The sequence below is a fragment of the Qipengyuania polymorpha genome (assembly GCF_019711435.1).
Classification (GTDB): domain Bacteria; phylum Pseudomonadota; class Alphaproteobacteria; order Sphingomonadales; family Sphingomonadaceae; genus Qipengyuania; species Qipengyuania polymorpha.
Map to the genome: position 1 here is coordinate 537,053 of NZ_JAIGNK010000001.1, position 16,429 is coordinate 553,481.

15 protein-coding genes are annotated in these 16,429 nt (G+C 63.8%); 7 read left to right on the top strand and 8 right to left on the bottom strand.

Annotated features, from left to right (window positions below; genetic code table 11):
- The first annotated feature begins 74 nt into the window (after positions 1–74).
- From K3152_RS02745 to K3152_RS02765, 5 genes are all read left to right on the top strand, one after another.
- Complete coding sequence (locus K3152_RS02745; protein WP_221572485.1) at positions 75–644, top strand: GbsR/MarR family transcriptional regulator; 570 nt, start codon at positions 75–77, stop codon at positions 642–644.
- 35 nt (positions 645–679) lie between these two features.
- A complete protein-coding gene (locus K3152_RS02750) occupies positions 680–1,336 on the top strand; it encodes a DUF4166 domain-containing protein (RefSeq protein ID WP_221572486.1) in 657 nt (218 codons plus the stop codon).
- Entirely contained in the window at positions 1,329–2,468 is a 1,140-nt protein-coding gene (locus K3152_RS02755) for a saccharopine dehydrogenase family protein (protein ID WP_221572487.1), read from the top strand. The genes K3152_RS02750 and K3152_RS02755 overlap by 8 nt, the downstream gene beginning before the upstream one ends.
- A 253-nt stretch (positions 2,469–2,721) precedes the next feature.
- Positions 2,722–3,333 carry a hypothetical protein gene (locus tag K3152_RS02760; RefSeq protein WP_221572488.1) on the top strand — a complete coding sequence of 204 codons (612 nt, stop codon included), beginning with the start codon at positions 2,722–2,724 and terminating at the stop codon, positions 3,331–3,333.
- Positions 3,334–3,493: 160 nt separating this feature from the next.
- Positions 3,494–4,303 (top strand): hypothetical protein, encoded by an 810-nt coding sequence (locus K3152_RS02765; RefSeq protein ID WP_221572489.1) that lies wholly within the window; start codon positions 3,494–3,496, stop codon positions 4,301–4,303.
- On the opposite strand, the gene K3152_RS02770 is transcribed toward K3152_RS02765, so the two are convergent.
- The 6 genes from K3152_RS02770 to lpdA all read right to left on the bottom strand — a co-directional run bounded on the left by K3152_RS02770 (position 4,300) and on the right by lpdA (position 10,769).
- Complete coding sequence (locus K3152_RS02770) at positions 4,300–4,938, bottom strand: trimeric intracellular cation channel family protein (RefSeq protein WP_221572490.1); 639 nt, start codon at positions 4,936–4,938, stop codon at positions 4,300–4,302. The genes K3152_RS02765 and K3152_RS02770 overlap by 4 nt on opposite strands.
- Positions 4,935–5,639, bottom strand: a complete 705-nt coding sequence (locus tag K3152_RS02775; RefSeq protein WP_221572491.1) for a PepSY domain-containing protein — start codon at positions 5,637–5,639, stop codon at positions 4,935–4,937. The genes K3152_RS02770 and K3152_RS02775 overlap by 4 nt, the downstream gene beginning before the upstream one ends.
- 46 nt (positions 5,640–5,685) lie before the next feature.
- Complete coding sequence (locus tag K3152_RS02780) at positions 5,686–7,017, bottom strand: amidase family protein (protein WP_221572492.1); 1,332 nt, start codon at positions 7,015–7,017, stop codon at positions 5,686–5,688.
- Positions 7,018–7,084: 67 nt separating this feature from the next.
- Entirely contained in the window at positions 7,085–8,452 is a 1,368-nt protein-coding gene (locus K3152_RS02785) for a serine hydrolase (RefSeq protein WP_221572493.1), read from the bottom strand.
- A gap of 65 nt (positions 8,453–8,517) precedes the next feature.
- Entirely contained in the window at positions 8,518–9,252 is a 735-nt protein-coding gene (locus tag K3152_RS02790; protein ID WP_221572494.1) for a hypothetical protein, read from the bottom strand.
- Between the two features lie 104 nt (positions 9,253–9,356).
- Positions 9,357–10,769 carry a dihydrolipoyl dehydrogenase gene (lpdA, locus tag K3152_RS02795; RefSeq protein ID WP_221572495.1) on the bottom strand — a complete coding sequence of 471 codons (1,413 nt, stop codon included), beginning with the start codon at positions 10,767–10,769 and terminating at the stop codon, positions 9,357–9,359.
- Positions 10,770–10,886: 117 nt separating this feature from the next.
- Here lpdA and K3152_RS02800 point away from each other — a divergent pair, with 117 nt between their 5' ends.
- A complete protein-coding gene (locus tag K3152_RS02800; protein ID WP_221572496.1) occupies positions 10,887–11,369 on the top strand; it encodes a MarR family winged helix-turn-helix transcriptional regulator in 483 nt (160 codons plus the stop codon).
- A complete protein-coding gene (locus K3152_RS02805) occupies positions 11,366–12,370 on the top strand; it encodes a S41 family peptidase (RefSeq protein ID WP_221572497.1) in 1,005 nt (334 codons plus the stop codon). The genes K3152_RS02800 and K3152_RS02805 overlap by 4 nt, the downstream gene beginning before the upstream one ends.
- Here K3152_RS02805 and odhB read toward each other — a convergent pair.
- Positions 12,324–13,550 carry a 2-oxoglutarate dehydrogenase complex dihydrolipoyllysine-residue succinyltransferase gene (gene odhB, locus K3152_RS02810; RefSeq protein WP_221572498.1) on the bottom strand — a complete coding sequence of 409 codons (1,227 nt, stop codon included), beginning with the start codon at positions 13,548–13,550 and terminating at the stop codon, positions 12,324–12,326. The genes K3152_RS02805 and odhB overlap by 47 nt on opposite strands.
- Positions 13,551–13,579: 29 nt before the next feature.
- A complete protein-coding gene (locus K3152_RS02815) occupies positions 13,580–16,414 on the bottom strand; it encodes a 2-oxoglutarate dehydrogenase E1 component (protein ID WP_221572499.1) in 2,835 nt (944 codons plus the stop codon).
- Positions 16,415–16,429: the final 15 nt, after the last annotated feature.

Sequence of the window (16,429 nt, forward strand, 5' to 3'; positions counted from 1 at the left end):
GGGCCGGGGGGAAATCCTCCGGCCTTTTTGTTTGCGCGCTTGACTCCGGAACGGCTTTGACAGATATTTCTGTCATGACAGAAAAAAATGACAGGATCGAATTGTCGCCTTCCATCGCACGCTTCGTGCTCCATTGGGGGGATCTGGGCAACCAGTGGGGCGTGAATCGCTCGGTCGCGCAAATCCACGCGCTGCTTTTCATTTCGGACGAGCCGCTCAATGCAGAACAGGTTGCCGCCACGCTGGGGCTGGCGCGCTCGAATGTGTCGAACTCGATCCGCGAACTGTTGTCCTGGAAGCTCATCGAGCGCGTTCCGGTGCTGGGCGAACGGCGCGACCATTTCACGGCCGAAGCCGATATCTGGGAAATGGCAACGCGCATCGCCCGCGGGCGCAAGGAGCGCGAAATCGATCCGGCGGAAGCGGCGCTCAAACTTTGCAACGAAGAAGCTGCCCGCGACCCCGAAATCAGCCCGCAGGCGCGTCAGAAGCTGGCCGACATGCTCGAGTTCGTTTCGACCATGTCGCGCTGGCACGACGAGATGCTCAACGTGCCCAAGTCCGCGCTGATGACCCTCATCACCATGGGCTCCGGTATCGTGAAGGTTATCGGATGGCGCCCCGGCAAGGGCCAGAAGAAGTAAGAGAAACAAGCCAGAATCGCGAAAGGGGAAAAGCGATGCAGGCACTACCCAGAGAGCAAATTCCGCAAGAAGCACCGCAAGGGAGCGAGGCCTATGACGCGCGCTTCCGTGCGCTGGTGGGCGAGGCGGGCTGGCGGCGGCTTCCCGACGCGGTCCGTGCGCGGTTCTCGAAGCGGCTCGCGAGCGCGCGGGTCGCTATCTATCCCGGCATCATCGAGGAAGTCCGCTTCAGCCGCGCCGGATGGGTGCTGGCACAGTTCTGCCGCCTGATCGGCGCACCTTTGCCATTGCACCGCGACACGGGTGTCCCGGCCACGGTGTCGGTCAGCGAGGACGTGAACAGCGGCGGCCAATGCTGGACGCGCATATATGGGCGCAAGCATGGCTTCCCGCAGGTCATCCACAGCGCCAAGCGCTTTGCCGGCAAGTCGGGGCTGGAGGAATATCTCGGCCGCGGCATCGGCATGGCGCTGAAGGTCGTCGCGCTCGAAGACGGACTCGAATTCCGCAGCGACCACTATTTCCTCGACATCGGCCCCGTGCGCCTGCGCCTGCCGCACTGGATGGGACCGGGGCGAACGGTCGTGCGCCACCGCGATTTGGGCGAGGGACGCTTCGAATTCTCGCTCGAGCTGGTGCATCCGCTGCTGGGTGAGCTTGTCTACCAGTCGGGAGTGTTTCGCGATGCCTAGCGCGCTGAAAGTCCTCATCATCGGTGCCAGCGGCGTGTTCGGCTCGCGTCTCGCGGAACTGGCCTCGCGCGAGGAAGGCATCGAACTGACGCTGGCGGCGCGCAACCTGCGCAAGCTGGAGGCGGTGGCAAGGGCGCTGCCGCGCCAACCGGGCCTCGCGCGCATCGACCGAGACGCAGTGAAATCGATCGATCTCGTCGGCTACGACCTCGTCATAGATGCGGCGGGCCCGTTCCAGTCCTCGCACACGAAATTGATCGATGCAGCGATCGGCGCGCGGGTGGACTACCTCGACCTTGCCGACGGGCGCGAGTTCGTCGCTGGCTTTCCGCGCTTCGACAAGGCCGCGCAGGACGCGGGCGTGGCGTTGGTGACGGGGGCAAGCTCCATTCCCGCACTCAGCCATGCGGTTGTCGACGAACTGACGGCGGGCTGGCAGGCCATCGATGCCCTGCGCATCGGCATATATCCCGGCAACCGCGCGCCGCGGGGCCGGTCGGTGGTCGAGGCCATCCTTTCCTATGTCGGCAAGCCTGTCCGGGTTTTCCGCGAGGGCGAATGGCAGCAGGTGCCGGGCTGGGGCGGCCTCCACCGCGAGGACATTCCGCGCATCGGCAAGCGCTGGGCCTCGGTCTGCGATACGCCCGAACAGGATTTGCTGGTCGAACGCTACAAGCCGCGCCAGTCGGCAGAGTTCTTCGCGGGTCTCGAGCTCGGATTGCTGCACGTCGGCCTGTGGCTGTGCTCGCTGCCGGTGCGCTGGGGCTGGCTGAAGAGCCTGCGTCCTTTTGCCCTGCCGATGCTCAAGCTTGCCGAGCTGGTTCGCCTGGTCGGATCGGACCGGGGGGCGATGACGGTGCGGGCAAATGGCATCGGACGCTCCGGGCAGCGCGCCGAGGCCGCATGGGTCCTGCGCGCCGATGCGAACCGAGGTCCCTATGTCCCGGTCCTCGCAGCGCTGGCAATGATCCGGAGGTTCCGTGAAGGCAGTGGTCCGCTGCCCGGAGCCTATGTTTGTTCCGGTTTGCTCGACTTTTGCGATTTCGAAGGGGACATGAGCCGACTGGGGATGGAGCATTGGTGGGAGAGTGATGAAGTGCCGGCCAATGCAGAATCGGGTCTGGCAGCCTGATATTCATATTTTAGGACCGTTAAATGAACGAAAACCGTTCAGCTAAGGGCGGCTGCGGGCCGGATTTTGGCGAGACCTATTCGCTCGCTCAATCCTAAACCTGCGAAAAATCAATCGATTGGCCGTTAATAAAACTCCACATATTCCTGAACAAAGTCTGCACTCGCGATTCAGCGTCACCTCACAGCGACTCGCCTAGAACGTCATTCAACCGAGGCAATCCCGCCACGGTATGACTTTGAGGAGAGCCTCTATGATCAAGAACATCAAGACATTCGCGAAGGGTGGGATCGCGACTGCTACGGTCGGTGCGATGGCACTCGCCGGAGCTACCCCCGCCCAGGCCCGTGACCGCGACGACGACGGCATTTCCGCTGGCGAAATCATCGCCGGTGCCGTCATCCTCGGCGGTATCGCCGCCATTGCCAGCTCGTCCAAGCGCGACCGCGATTATTACCGCGATGGCCGTTATTACCGTGATGGCCGCTATTACCGCGACGGACGCGACTATCGCCGCGATGCCTATCGCTACCGCGGAAGCCCGCGCAAGGCCGTTAGCCAGTGTGTGAATGCCGCCCAGTGGGATGCGCGCAGCCACGGTAACTACCGTCATGCCCGCGTCACCGATATCCGCAGCGTCGAAGATACGCGTTACGGCTGGAAGGTGAAGGGTCGCATCGACGTGGCCGGCGCCTATGGCCGCCATGGCAATCGGTATGACCGCTACGACCGCTACGACCGTTATGACGACCGTCGTTACCGCGACCGCCGCAGCCGCGGCCGGGATAGCGGCAAGTTCACCTGCTACATCGAACGCGGCGTCGTCCGTCATGTAGACTTCAAGGGCGTTCGCGGTCTCCGCTAAGCCCTGACGAAAAACACCAACAGCGGCCCGGGTCCCTCTCACACCCGGGCCGCTTTTTCGTGCGCGGTTCAGGCAGAATAAAGGGTTCTGCGCGCATCAATTCCGACATCGTCAGACGAATCGCACCAGGTGGGGGTGCGAGAACAACAGGGATCGGCCCATGCCGTATTTGAACAAACTCGCCGCCGCGCCTGCCATGCTTGCGGCGCTCTCGCTCACCGCCACCCCGGCTTCTGCCGCCGATATGGCGATTGCCTCGCCCGCCAAGAGCGGCATCGCTCAGGTCCTCGATGTCGAGGCCTCGCAGACGGCGGAGCATCACCGCTACCATCGCTATCGTTATCGCCGCGGCCCCGGCCTCGGCGACGTCCTTGCGGGCGTGCTGATCGTCGGCGCGATTGCCCATGTCGCCAAGAGCGCGAGCGAAGACCGCCGCTATCGCGACCGCCGCGACCGCGACCGCGATTACCGCCGCGACGTGCGCTGGAATGACGAGCGCGGGCTCGACCGTGCCGTCGGCATGTGCATCGACGCGGTGGAGCGCCGTGCACGGGTCGAAACGGTCGATCGCGCCAATCGCACTGCGCGTGGCTGGAGCGTCGAGGGCACGCTCTCGCGCGGTGGGGACTTCGATTGTGAAATCGACAATGACGGTCGCGGTGTGGAGGTCAACCTCGGCCGCGGTGGCGCTCGCTATGAACGCGATGGCCGCGACTATGACGAGCGCTACGAAGACATCTATTATGATCGCCGTGACCGTGACCGCGATTACGAGGACGAGCAGGACGACGATCAGTGGGACGACGACCGCTACTCTTCGGAATGGAGCAAGGTCGACCGTGGTGAGGTCGCTGCGGAGACCGCGCAGGCCCCGACGGCCTCCTATCCGGGCGGACCGGTCGACGGGGACGACGACGAGATCGACGACGATCTCGAAATCGGCACCGGCTACCCCGGCGCGGGAGCCTAATCCCCGCCCGGTCCCCGCTCATCGTAAGAGGGCAGGGCCAAATTCATCAGGATGGCGGCGAGGCGCAGGGCGAAACCCGCCAGCGCCGCCGCTATCCATGTCCACCAATTGGTGAGATCCAGCAGCGACCCCAAGGCGGTGAGGCTCGCCGACAGCGCGGCTGCCGTCACATAGAGTTCGGGCCGCATCAGGATCGACGGGCGGCCTGCCAGCACGTCGCGGATGATGCCGCCTGCCGTGCCCGTGATGACACCCATCAGCACCGCCGGAATGGGCGGTACGCCATATTCGATGGCCTTGGCCGTGCCGAGCACCGCATAGGCCGCCAGCCCCGCGCCATCGGCGATGGAGAGGAACTTGCCCTCCCACCAGCGCGTCGGCGTGAACCAGGCAAACAGTGCGATGCCGAGGCAGATTGCCGCCACCCACGGGTCCGCAATCCAGAATACCGGTGCGCCAATGAGGAGGTCGCGGATGGTGCCGCCTCCGACACCGGTAATCAGTGCGAAGAACGACAGTGTCACCAGCGTCTGCTTCTCCTTCGCCGCCACCAGCGCGCCGGTCAGCGCGAAAATGGCGACGCCAAGCAGGTCGAGCCAGTCGAGGACCGGGGTGAGGACTTCTTCGGGGTTCACTTGGGCACTTTCACCCGCGACTTGCGGCGGCGGAACATCAGGATGCAGCCGAGCAGCGCGCCGAGGATGGAAAGGATGGCGAAGATGATGAGGATGGGGTGGCTAGTATCCTCGCGGGTCTTCAAGTCCATGATGTGGAGGCCGAACATCAGGTCGAAGGTGCGCCACCACTCGGTGCGCACGGCCTCGATACGGCCACTCTCGATACCGACATAGATATTGGTCTCGTCTGCGAGCGTGACCTGCCACACGTCGAGCGGGCGTCGGAAATCGAAGGGTACGTTGTCCGCTTCGTAGCGGGCGGTGCTGACCACCTGGTCGCCGCCCTTGATGCCTTCGCGCACGATGAGCCGCGCCTCGACCTCCGACAGCGGCGACATCTTCTTGCCATCGGGGCGGTACCGCTCGGTCGTGCCGTCCATATAGGTGATGCGCGTGATGGTCTCGCCGCGCTCGACTTGCGTCGTGACCGAGCGAACCGGCTGGGTGCTGGCAGAAGGGAGCGAGACCGAGATATTCGTATCGCGGGGAAGGGCGCGCTCGGTGCCTTCGATGCGCAAATGGTTGCCGCGCACCTCTTCGATGGGGGTGAGCACCATCACGAGGCCCGTCACGGTCCACATGAGTACCGGCACGCCGACCAGCCAGCCGAGCCAGATGTGCCACTTCGCAAACAGCCGCATTACGCGCTGGTGTCCCATAAATTCGTAACTCCCGTCGTCCGCGCGGAGCCTTGGGCTTGTGCGCTCAGGAGTGCAAGACCCGGCCGATTTCTTCCGCAGCCTCGATGCAGGCGAGGTCCGACCAGCGCGGGCCGATGACCTGCATGCCGCAGGGCAGGCCATCGCTGCCCCCAATAGGGAGGACGGTGGCGGGCAGGTTGGGGAAGGTTGCAAGGCCCGCCCAGCACAGGCCCGCCGCGCCCGGCACGTCCTTGCCGTCGATGTCGAGCATGCTGTCGAAAACACGCTCCTTGCGGTTGGGCACGGCGAGAACAGGGGCAGGGGGCGCGAGAACGAAGTCGTAGGTCTCGAACAGCTTCGCCCAGGCCATCTCGTTGCGCGCCTGGATGTCGAGCAGGTCGAACCAGTCGGTCGCGCTCGCCCGCTTTCCGTCCTTGTTCGGCGCGCCGCGCGCCATCGCGATGTTGAGCATGCGCATGTAATCGCCGTGCTGGCGCGCAAGGTCCGGCACGAGGTCGCACTTGCGGTCGACCGAGACGCCCGCCTTCTCGAGCGCGCTTGCCGTCTGCTCCATCAGGCGGAGGACAGCACTGCCGGTGGGGCAGGAAGGATGCTCGGCCAGCACCAGCACGCGGCAGTTGCGCAGCGAAGTGGTCTTTTCCGACAAGGGGATGCTGGCGGTAATGCGCATCAGCGCGGCGAGGTCGGCAGCGTTGCGGGCGAGGGGGCCGGCAATTGACAGCGCCCCGTCATGCTGGCCGCGACCCGCCATCAGCGGGTGGTCGTGGCCTTCCTTGCTGATGAGGCCCCAGCTCGACTTGTGTCCCCAGACCCCGCAGAAATGCGCGGGCACGCGGACCGAGCCGCCAATGTCTGTGCCAAATTCGCATGGCACCATCCCGCTCGCCACGGCAGCTGCCGAGCCTCCCGAAGAGCCACCGGGCGAACGTTCATGGTCATGCGGATTGTGTGTGCGGCCATAGACCGGATTGACCGATTGCCAGTCGGCAAGGTCAGGCGGGACGTTGGTCTTGCCGAGGAAGATGACGCCTGCATCCTTGAGCAGCTTCACCACGCGAGAATCCGCCTTGGCGACGGCATCCCGGTGCGCCTCGTGGCCCCAGCAGGTGGGAAGCCCAGCGATGTCGAAGCTTTCCTTGATGGTCATCGGTACGCCGAAGAGCTGCGCATTCGAGCTATCTGAACCGCTCATGCCCTTGGCGGTATCGCGCGCGCGGTCGAAATCGCAGACCACCACCGCGTTGATATGCGCATCGAGCTGCTCGATGCGGGCAATCGCCGCATCCACCGCCTCCAGCGGCGATATGTCCCCGCGCGCAACCATGGCGGCGGTTTCGATGGCGCCGGGTTCCTCGGTCAGGACCGGATAGGACATGAAAGCTCTCCCTCGCGATACAGACTAGGCGTATCGCGAGGGAAGGCAAACGAATGGTTACGGCGCGCTATTCGCGCGAGGCCTCGACCGTACCGCCGCCCTGGTTGAGCGTGACCGAGTTCACCGCACCGTCCTCGCCGCGATTGAACTTCAGGCGGGCGTCGACGACCTTGAGGAAGAACTCGTCCTCTCCGCTGGCGAAGACGGGGTGGGCTGCCTGGCCGGTCGCCTGCGTCATGAACTGCCCGTCCTCGACGAAGAATTTCAGCGCGAATTGCGGGCTGACGCGGTAGGTCCCGGCATATTGTTCGAGGTCGATATCGTTAGTCGAGACTTCGACCAGTTCGCTTGCCAGCTGCACTTCGCCGCCCTGTGCGAGCGTCATCAGCGAACGGCCGAGCTGGTTGGCGCTCCCGCCATTGAGATTGGCAAGCACCACGACGGTGATGTCCTTCGCCGGGTCGTGACCGAGCCAGGTGTTGAAGCCCTCGATGCCGCCGCCGTGCCAGTAGACTGTCTGCCCCTCGATTTCCTCGACCAGCACGCCGCTCGCATATTTCGCCTCGCCGAAGGCCTCGAAATCGACCGGCGCAAGATAGGTCTGTAGCGTTTCGGGCTTGAGGAGCTTTCCGCCGAACAGGCCCTGTTGCCATTTGAGCAAATCGCCGGTGGTCGAATACATGTCGCCGCCGCCCGTGGGGATGGTCATGCTGACATAGTCGGCATTTATGACGCCATCCTCCGAAGGCGAATAGCCCGAGGCGCGCTTAGGGAGGATTTTGTCGGTGTCGTCGACGCCCGTACTCGCCATTCCCAGCGGGTCGAAGATATTGGCCTGCATGAAGGCGCCGAGCGGCTCGCCGGTGACCTTGCCGACGATGGCCGAGAGGAGGAGGTAGCCGGAATTGGAATATTTCCACTGGCTGCCAGGCTCGAATTCGAGCTCGCGCTCGGCGAATTTGCCGACCAGCGTTTCCAGCTTCCACGGCTGGTACTTCCAGCGCGGGAAATCTTCGAAGGACGTGATGCTGGGAATGCCCGAGGTGTGGTGGACGAGATGCGCGACGGTGATGTCGTCCCACGAGGCGGGGGCATCCGGCCAGTAGGTCTTCACCGGAGCGTTGATGTCGAGCTCGCCGCGTTCGTGAAGGAGCAGGATCGAGACAGCGGTGAACTGCTTGGTGATCGAGCCGAGGCGGAACTTGGTGTCGGGGCTGTTGGCGATGTCCCATTCGAGATTGGCCGAGCCATAGCCCTTGTCGAGCAGCACTTCGTCGCCAATCGCAACCAGCGCCGTGCCCATGTATTTCTTGTCGTCGGCATGCTCGGTGACCGCCTTGTCCATCCGACCCGCATCCTGTGCGGAGAGCGCGGTGCCGGAAAGCAGCAGGGCGAGCGGGGCAAGCGCGCCGGTGGCGCGGCGAAGAGTAAACATTAAAAAACCTCCCTGAGTGATTTGCTGAACTAATACACTGCAATGGTCTTAGCGCAACTGCCAAGTCAGGTTTCCGGTCGTTCCTTGTCGAGCGTTTGTCGACGCGCGGCGGCGATGGCCAGCATGAAGCCGAGTATCGACGACGCGCCATAGCCTGCCAGCGGTGTCGGGTAGTCCGCGAGAAGCGAGACGGCGGTAAAGGCGATGAACACCAGCGCGAGGACAGACCCGTCGCGCTGTGACAATTCGCATTCACGCAGCAGGAATATCGGGGGCGTGAGGAGGAGGGCGACCAGACCGGCCGCGAGGAATGGAGACTGCTCCCACAACATGGGGACGAGCCCTTCCACGAAAGCCACTGGCGGCGGTCCGCCCGAGCGCAGGGCATGGATGAAAGCAGCCACTCCAAGCATTGCTGGGAGAAGGCCCTTCCAGTCTTTCCAATGGTAGGACCACCCCAATGCGGCGAGGGTGAAGGCCAGCGCGAGGGCGGCATCGACTTGCAGGGCCGCAATGGCCGCACCCGCGACAAGGTACAGCCAGCCCCACGCCCTGTCGTATATCGCCAGTAACGAGAGCAGCGGCGCAATGAGCAGGCCTGAATTGAGCGTCAGCGGACCGAGTGGGAGCCACCTGCGGGCGCCGTCAAGTTCAGGTCCCGTGACGAGGGGGAGCGCAAGGATTGCGAGCAGGACGAGAGCCATAGCCCTCTGCGCTGAGGCGGCTTCCGGTAACCGGAAAAAGTGTAGACCCGCCAGCCCGAGCAGGAATGCACCCGCATTGACGGCGGCGTAGTGCATTGGTGCGCCAAAACCCGCAAAGACAGCCAGCCCGCCGATGACGGGAAGGGCAACCGTTCGTGCGAGCCTTAGTGTCCGCTTGAACGATTGCCCTGCCATGTCGGTCAGATGTGGATCGGCTTGCCCTGGACCGCCATCGCCGCTTCCTTGATGGCTTCCGAATGCGTCGGGTGCGCGTGGCAGGTGTAGGCAATGTCTTCGGATGTAGCGCCGAATTCCATCGCCTGCGCGGCCTGTGCGATCATCGTGCCAGCGACGCTGGCGATTGCCCAGACGCCGAGCACGCGGTCGGTGTCTGCTTCGGCGATGACTTTCACGAAACCGTCGGGCTCGTGATTGGTCTTGGCACGGCTGTTGGCCATCATCGGGAACTTGCCGACCTTCACCTTGGCCTTGTCGCCGCCCATTTTCTCGATGGCCTCTTCCTGCGTCAGGCCGACACCGGCGAATTCGGGCCACGTGTAGACCACGCCCGGAATGATGTCGTGGTTCACGATGCCGGTCTGGCCCGCGATGTTTTCAGCACAAGCGATGCCTTCGTCTTCGGCCTTATGCGCGAGCATGGGGCCGGGGACGACGTCGCCGATGGCCCAGACGCCGTCGACCGCGGTGCGGAAATCGTGATCGGTTTCGATCTGGCCGCGCTTGTTCACCTCGAGGCCGATGTTTTCGAGGCCGAGGCCGTCGGTGTTCGGGCGGCGGCCGATCGAGACCAGCACGCAATCGGCTTCGAGCGTCTCTTCGTCGCCGCCAGCGGCCGGTTCGAGTGTCAGCGTGGCTTTCTTGCCCTTGACGGTGCAGCCGGTGACCTTGGTCGACAGGCGCAGTTCCATGCCCTGCTTCTTGAAGATCTTGGCCGCTTCCTTGCGGACATCGTCGTCCATGCCGGGCAGCAGCTTGTCGAGATATTCGACCACGATGACTTCTGCGCCAAGACGACGCCAGACCGAGCCCAGTTCGAGGCCGATAACGCCGCCACCGATGACGACCATCTTCTTCGGCACGGAGGCAAGCTCGAGCGCACCGGTGGAATCGACGACGACCTGCTTGTCATTGTCGACCTCGACGCCCGGCAGCGGGGTGACCGAGGAGCCGGTGGCGATGATGATGTTCTTGGCAGTGACGGTCTCGTCGCCGACCTTGACGGTATGCGCGTCCTGGAAGGTGGCGTGGCCCTTCTTCCAGTCGACCTTGTTCTTCTTGAACAGGAACTCGATGCCGCCGGTCAGGCCCTTGACCGCATCGCGGCGCTGGGCGTGCATTTTGTCGAGGTTGAGCTTGGGCGCGACCTCGATTCCCATGTCGGCCATCGCACCATTGGCGGCAGCGTCGAAGAATTCGGACGCGTGCAGCATCGCCTTGGAAGGAATGCAGCCCACGTTGAGGCAGGTCCCGCCCAGCGTCTCGCGGCTTTCCGCACAAGCGGTCTTCAGCCCCAGCTGCGCAGCGCGGATTGCAGCGACATAGCCACCCGGGCCAGCGCCGATAACAAGAACGTCGTAGTCGTAATCTGCCATGATCAACTCGGTTTTTCGCATGCCGTGGCGGCACAATTCGATTGCTGTGCGCGACATAGACATTCGCACTGCGAAGGCAACACTTGCCCGCATCATTCGCGATATATATAAGGCCTTATGGATTCGATGAATGACGCTCCGCCGATCGGCTTGGGAACCGTGCTGCGCGCGCTTCTCGCCCAGCTCGAACCGGCGGTCGAGAATGCCTATTCGACCTGCGACCCGCTGATGCGCTCGCGATATTATCCGGTGATGCGCGAATTGCTTGTTCGCCAGCAAGCGACCGTAGGGGAAATCGCCGAAGCAGCGGGAGTCAGCCAGCCTGCCATGACACAGACCATCCGGCAGATGTCGGAAGACGGACTGCTCGAAATCGGCATCGGCGACGACCGGCGCGCGCGGCTCGTCAAGCTTTCCGCGCGGGGCGAGCTAGCGGTTGCAAGCCTCCAACCGGCCTGGCGTGCTGTCGCCGAGGCGGCGCGGGGATTGGGCGATGATGCAGGGCTGGACCTCATCGCGAGTTTGCAAGGCGTGTTGGATGCGTTGGACGAAAAGGATTTCTCTACACGGATCGCCGAAGCCCGGGGAGCAGGAGCATGAGATGGCTTGGAACCTTGGGCGTCGTACTCCTTGCGCTACCGTCGCTCTCACAGGCAGCAGATGTCGATGCAGCCGAGCAGCGGGCCGCGCTGGAGCACTCCATCGAGTTGATCGAGACGCGTTATGTCGGCACACAGCATATCGATAGGCTCACGGCGGTTCTTCGCGCGCTCGCTCTCGAGCTTGACCAAGAGCGGGACGGTGAGGAATTTGCCGCAATGGTGACGCAGCGCCTGCGCGAAGCATCCGGCGACGGCCATCTGGGCCTCTCCTACAGCGAGCAGCCGATCGCGGACCCCGTCGAAGGCGGCGAGCAGCTGACGCTGAATGATGACTTCGAGGAGTGGTACGGTGCCGGGGTCAACAACGGCGTGCAAAAAATCGAGCGGCTGGAAGATAATGTAATGCTGCTCGACCTGCGGGTTTTCCCTCCGCCCTCTATGGGCGCGGAGACGATTGCGGCAGCCATGAATACCGTGGCACAGGGCGATGCGCTCATCATCGATTTGCGCAAGAACGGGGGCGGGGCCGAGACGGTGTTGCTGGTGATGGGCTATCTCGTCGAGCCCGGCAGCCCGTTTATGTCTACCTACAACCGCCCGCGCGACGAGTGGACGCACGAATCGGTACCCGCATGGGTGCCGGGAAAGCGGTTCGGGTCGGACAAACCGCTTTATATCCTGACCTCGCGGCGGACCTTTTCGGCGGCCGAAGCGCTCGCCTACAGCCTGCAGGCAATGGGCCGCGCGACCATTGTCGGCGAAGTGACAGGCGGCGGCGCGCATCCGTTCGAATACCGCAAGGTCAGCACGCATTTCGCGCTCGACCTGCCCGAAGCCATGTCACGCCATCCGCTGACGGGGACCAACTGGCAGGATGTCGGCGTGAAGCCCGATGTCGAGGTGCCGCGCGAGGAGGCGCTGGAGGTTGCCCTGCGCCTCGCCCGCGAAGAGATCAGAGGTCGATCAGCATCCGGGTCGGATCTTCGATCGCTTCCTTGATGATCTTGAGTGCGGTGACCGCCTCGCGGCCGTCGATGAGGCGGTGGTCGTAGGACAGAGCGATATACATCATCGGGCGGATGACGATTTCGCCGTCGACGACGACCGGGCGGTCCTCGATGCGGTGGAGGCCGAGGACGGCGCTCTGCGGCGGGTTGATGATCGGGGTCGACATCAGGCTGCCGAAGACGCCGCCGTTGGAGATGGTGAAAGTGCCGCCCTTCATGTCTTCCATCGTCAGCGTGCCTTCCTTGGCGCGCTTGCCGAAGTCGGCAATGTCCTTCTCGATGCGGGCAAAGCCCTTGTCCTGCGCGTCGCGGATGACCGGGACCACGAGGCCGTTCGGGGCCGAGACGGCGACCGAAATGTCGACATAGTCGTGATAGACGATTTCATCGCCCTCGATATAGGCGTTCACCGCGGGCACGTCCTTCAGCGCGAGGCAGGCGGCCTTCGCGAAGAAGCCCATGAAGCCAAGACGGATGTCGTGCTTCTTGGCAAAGAGGTCCTTGTACTTCGCGCGCGCTTCCATGACGGCGCTCATGTCGACATCGTTGAACGTGGTCAGCAGCGCGGCGTTGTCCTGCGCGCCCTTCAACCGCTTGGCGATGGTCTGGCGCATGCGCGTCATCTTGACGCGTTCCTCGCGGCGCTCTCCGGTGGCGGTAGGCGCGGGCGAGGGAGCCGAAGCAGCCGGGGCCGGGGCAGGGCTGTCGCCCTTGGCCTTGGCGGCTGCAATCACGTCTTCCTTGGTCAGGCGGCCGTCCTTGCCGGTGCCCTTGATAGTCGAGGGGTCCACCCCGTGTTCGAGCACTGCACGGCGCACGGCAGGCGAAAGCGTCTGCGATGCGTCGGAGGAGGCTGTATCCGAGCGCTGCTCCTGGCCTTCTTCGCGTTCCTTTGCTGCACGCCCGGCTTCCTCACCGGAGGCGGCGCCCGTGGCGCCTTCCTCGACGATGGCGAGGACTGCGCCGACTTCGACCGTGTCACCCACGGCGACCTTGAATTCCTTGATCACGCCGGCAACGGGCGAGGGGGCCTCGACCGCGACCTTGTCGGTTTCGAGGCTGACGATGGGCTCGTCTACCGCGACAGCGTCGCCGACATTCTTCAGCAGTTCGCCGATGGAGGCTTCGGTAACGCTCTCGCCGAGCGTGGGGACTTTGACTTCAGTGGCCATGGTCGTTGGTTTCCTTTTCAGGCCTCAAATCAATTGCAATTGCTGGTGGCAGCGGAAGTGTCTCCGCCGTTCAGGCCGAGCGCGATGTTGACCAGCGCTTCCTGCTGGACCTGGTGGCGGCTGGCAAAGCCGGTGGCAGGCGATGCGGCGACTTCGCGGCCCGCATAGCAGGGGCGCATGCCATCCTTGCCCGCCTTGGTCGCAGCTTCCTCGATCAGGCGATCGACGAAGAACCACGCGCCGTTGTTCTTGGGCTCTTCCTGGCACCAGACGATGGTCTCGAGATTGGTCATGCGCTCAAGGCGCACGGCCAGCGGCTCGCCCGGGAAGGGGTAGAGCTGTTCGATGCGGACGATGGAGACGTCGTCGAGGCCCGCTTCGTCGCGGCGCTGCATCAGGTCGTAGGCGACCTTGCCGCTGCACAGCACGAGGCGCCTGACCTTCTTGTCGTCGATTTCCGTCATGTCCGACTTGATGCGCATGAAGTGATGGTCGCCCATAAACTCCTCCGCGCTCGACTTCGCCAGCGGATGGCGGAGCAGCGACTTGGGCGTCATGATGACCATCGGCTTGCGGAAGGACCGCTTCATCTGGCGGCGCAGCACGTGGAAGTAGTTCGCCGGGGTGGTGATGTTCATCACCTGGATGTTGTCGTTGGCGCACAGCTGCAGGAAGCGTTCGAGACGCGCCGAGCTGTGTTCCGGCCCCTGACCTTCATAGCCATGCGGCAGCAGCATCACGAGGCCGTTGGCGCGCAGCCACTTCACCTCGCCTGCAGCAATGAACTGGTCGATCATGATCTGCGCGCCGTTGGCGAAATCGCCGAATTGCGCTTCCCACATCACCAGGCTTTTCGGGTCGGCCATGGCGAAACCGTATTCGAAGCCGAGCACGCCATATTCGGACAGCGGGCTATCGTAGACCTCGAACTTGCCATGCGGCAGCGTGCAGAGCGGGATGTATTTGCGCTCGTCCTTCTGGTCGATCCAGACTGCGTGGCGCTGGCTGAACGTACCGCGTCCCGAATCCTGGCCCGACAGGCGCACGCCGTAGCCCTCGGTCACGAGGCTGCCGAATGCCAGCGCTTCGCCGGTTGCCCAGTCGAAGCCTTCGCCGGTCTCGAACATCTGGCGCTTGGCATCGAGCACGCGGCCCAGCGTCTTGTGGATGGTTACATCCTCGGGGACGGTGGTGAGTGTGCGGCCAAGGCTGTCGAACAGCTTCTTGTCGAGCGCGGTTTCCACGTTGCGGCGCGCGGTTTCCGGGTCGGCAGGCTTGTTCATGCCCGCCCAGCGGCCGCCAAACCAGTCGGCCTCGTTGGGCTTGTAATCCTTGGCGGCGGCGAATTCTTCTTCGAGGTGCTCGTTGAATTCGTTGCACAGACCGTCGGCATAGCCCTGGTCGATGACGCCTTCGTCGATCAGGCGCTTGGTATAAAGTTCGCTCACCTTGGGGTGCTTGCGAATTTCGTCATACATCAGCGGCTGGGTGAATTTCGGCTCGTCGCCCTCGTTGTGGCCGAAGCGGCGATAGCACCACATGTCGATGACGATGTCGCGGCCGAATTTCTGGCGGTATTCGATGGCGAGCTTGCAGGCGAAGGTCACTGCCTCCGGATCGTCACCATTGACGTGGAGGATCGGCGCCTGGACGCCCTTGGCCACATCGCTGGGGTAGGGGCTGGACCGCGCAAATTGCGGGCTCGTCGTGAAGCCGATCTGGTTGTTGATGACGAAGTGCAGGCAGCCGCCGGTGTTGTAACCGCGCACGCCCGAGAAGCCGAGGCACTCCCACACGATGCCCTGGCCGGCAAAGGCCGCGTCGCCGTGGAGGAGGACTGGCAGGACCTGCTCGTGCTTCTTCAAATCATCGCGAATGGCCTGCTGCGCTCTGGATTTGCCGAGCACGACGGGGTTCACCGCTTCGAGATGCGAAGGGTTGGGGACGAGGCTCATGTGCACGTCGATACCGTCGAAGGTGCGGTCGGTGCTGGTGCCGAGGTGGTATTTCACATCGCCCGAACCGCCAACATCGTCGGGGTTGGCGCTGCCGCCCGAGAATTCGTGGAAGATGACCTTGTAGGGCTTGCCCATGACGTTCGCGAGCACGTTCAACCGGCCGCGGTGGGCCATGCCGTAGATGATTTCGCGCACGCCGAGCTGGCCGCCATACTTGATGACGGCTTCGAGCGCCGGAATCATGGACTCGCCGCCATCCAGGCCGAAACGCTTCGTGCCGACGTATTTCTTGCCGAGGAATTTCTCGTACTGCTCGCCGCGTATCACGGCAGCGAGGATGGCGCGCTTGCCTTCCTCGGTGAACTGGATCGTGTCTTCGGGCGTCTCGAACTGGTCCTGGAGGAAGCGGCGCTCCTCCGTGTCCGAGATGTGCATGTATTCGAGGCCGACCTTGCCGCAATAGGTCTCGCGCAGCACGCGGTAGAGCTCGCCCACCGTGACCCATTCGAAACCGAACACGCCGCCTACATAGACCTCGCGGTCTTCCTGTCCGGCAAGCTTGTGCCATTCCAGCGTCAGGTCTTCGGGTATGTCCCGGTGCGAGAGGCCCAGTGGGTCGAGATCGGCAGCCAGGTGCCCGCGCACGCGATAGAGGCGCACGAGCAGCATCGCGCGGATGCTGTCGTCGGCCGCCTGCTCGATGGCCTTGGGGTCGGCAGGCTTGCCCGCCTTTTCGGCGGCCTGCTTTACCGCAAGGCGCATCTGCGTGGGGTCGAGCGCGGCGGTCAGGTCCGCCTCGCTGTCGACCACTTGCTGCAGCCAGTTCGGATTGCCCCAGCTGGGACCGGCTTGCGGGCCCTCCTGGTCGCCCATTTCAGGCAGGAAGTTCTGGCTCTCGTTACCCATTTTCAATCCTCATGG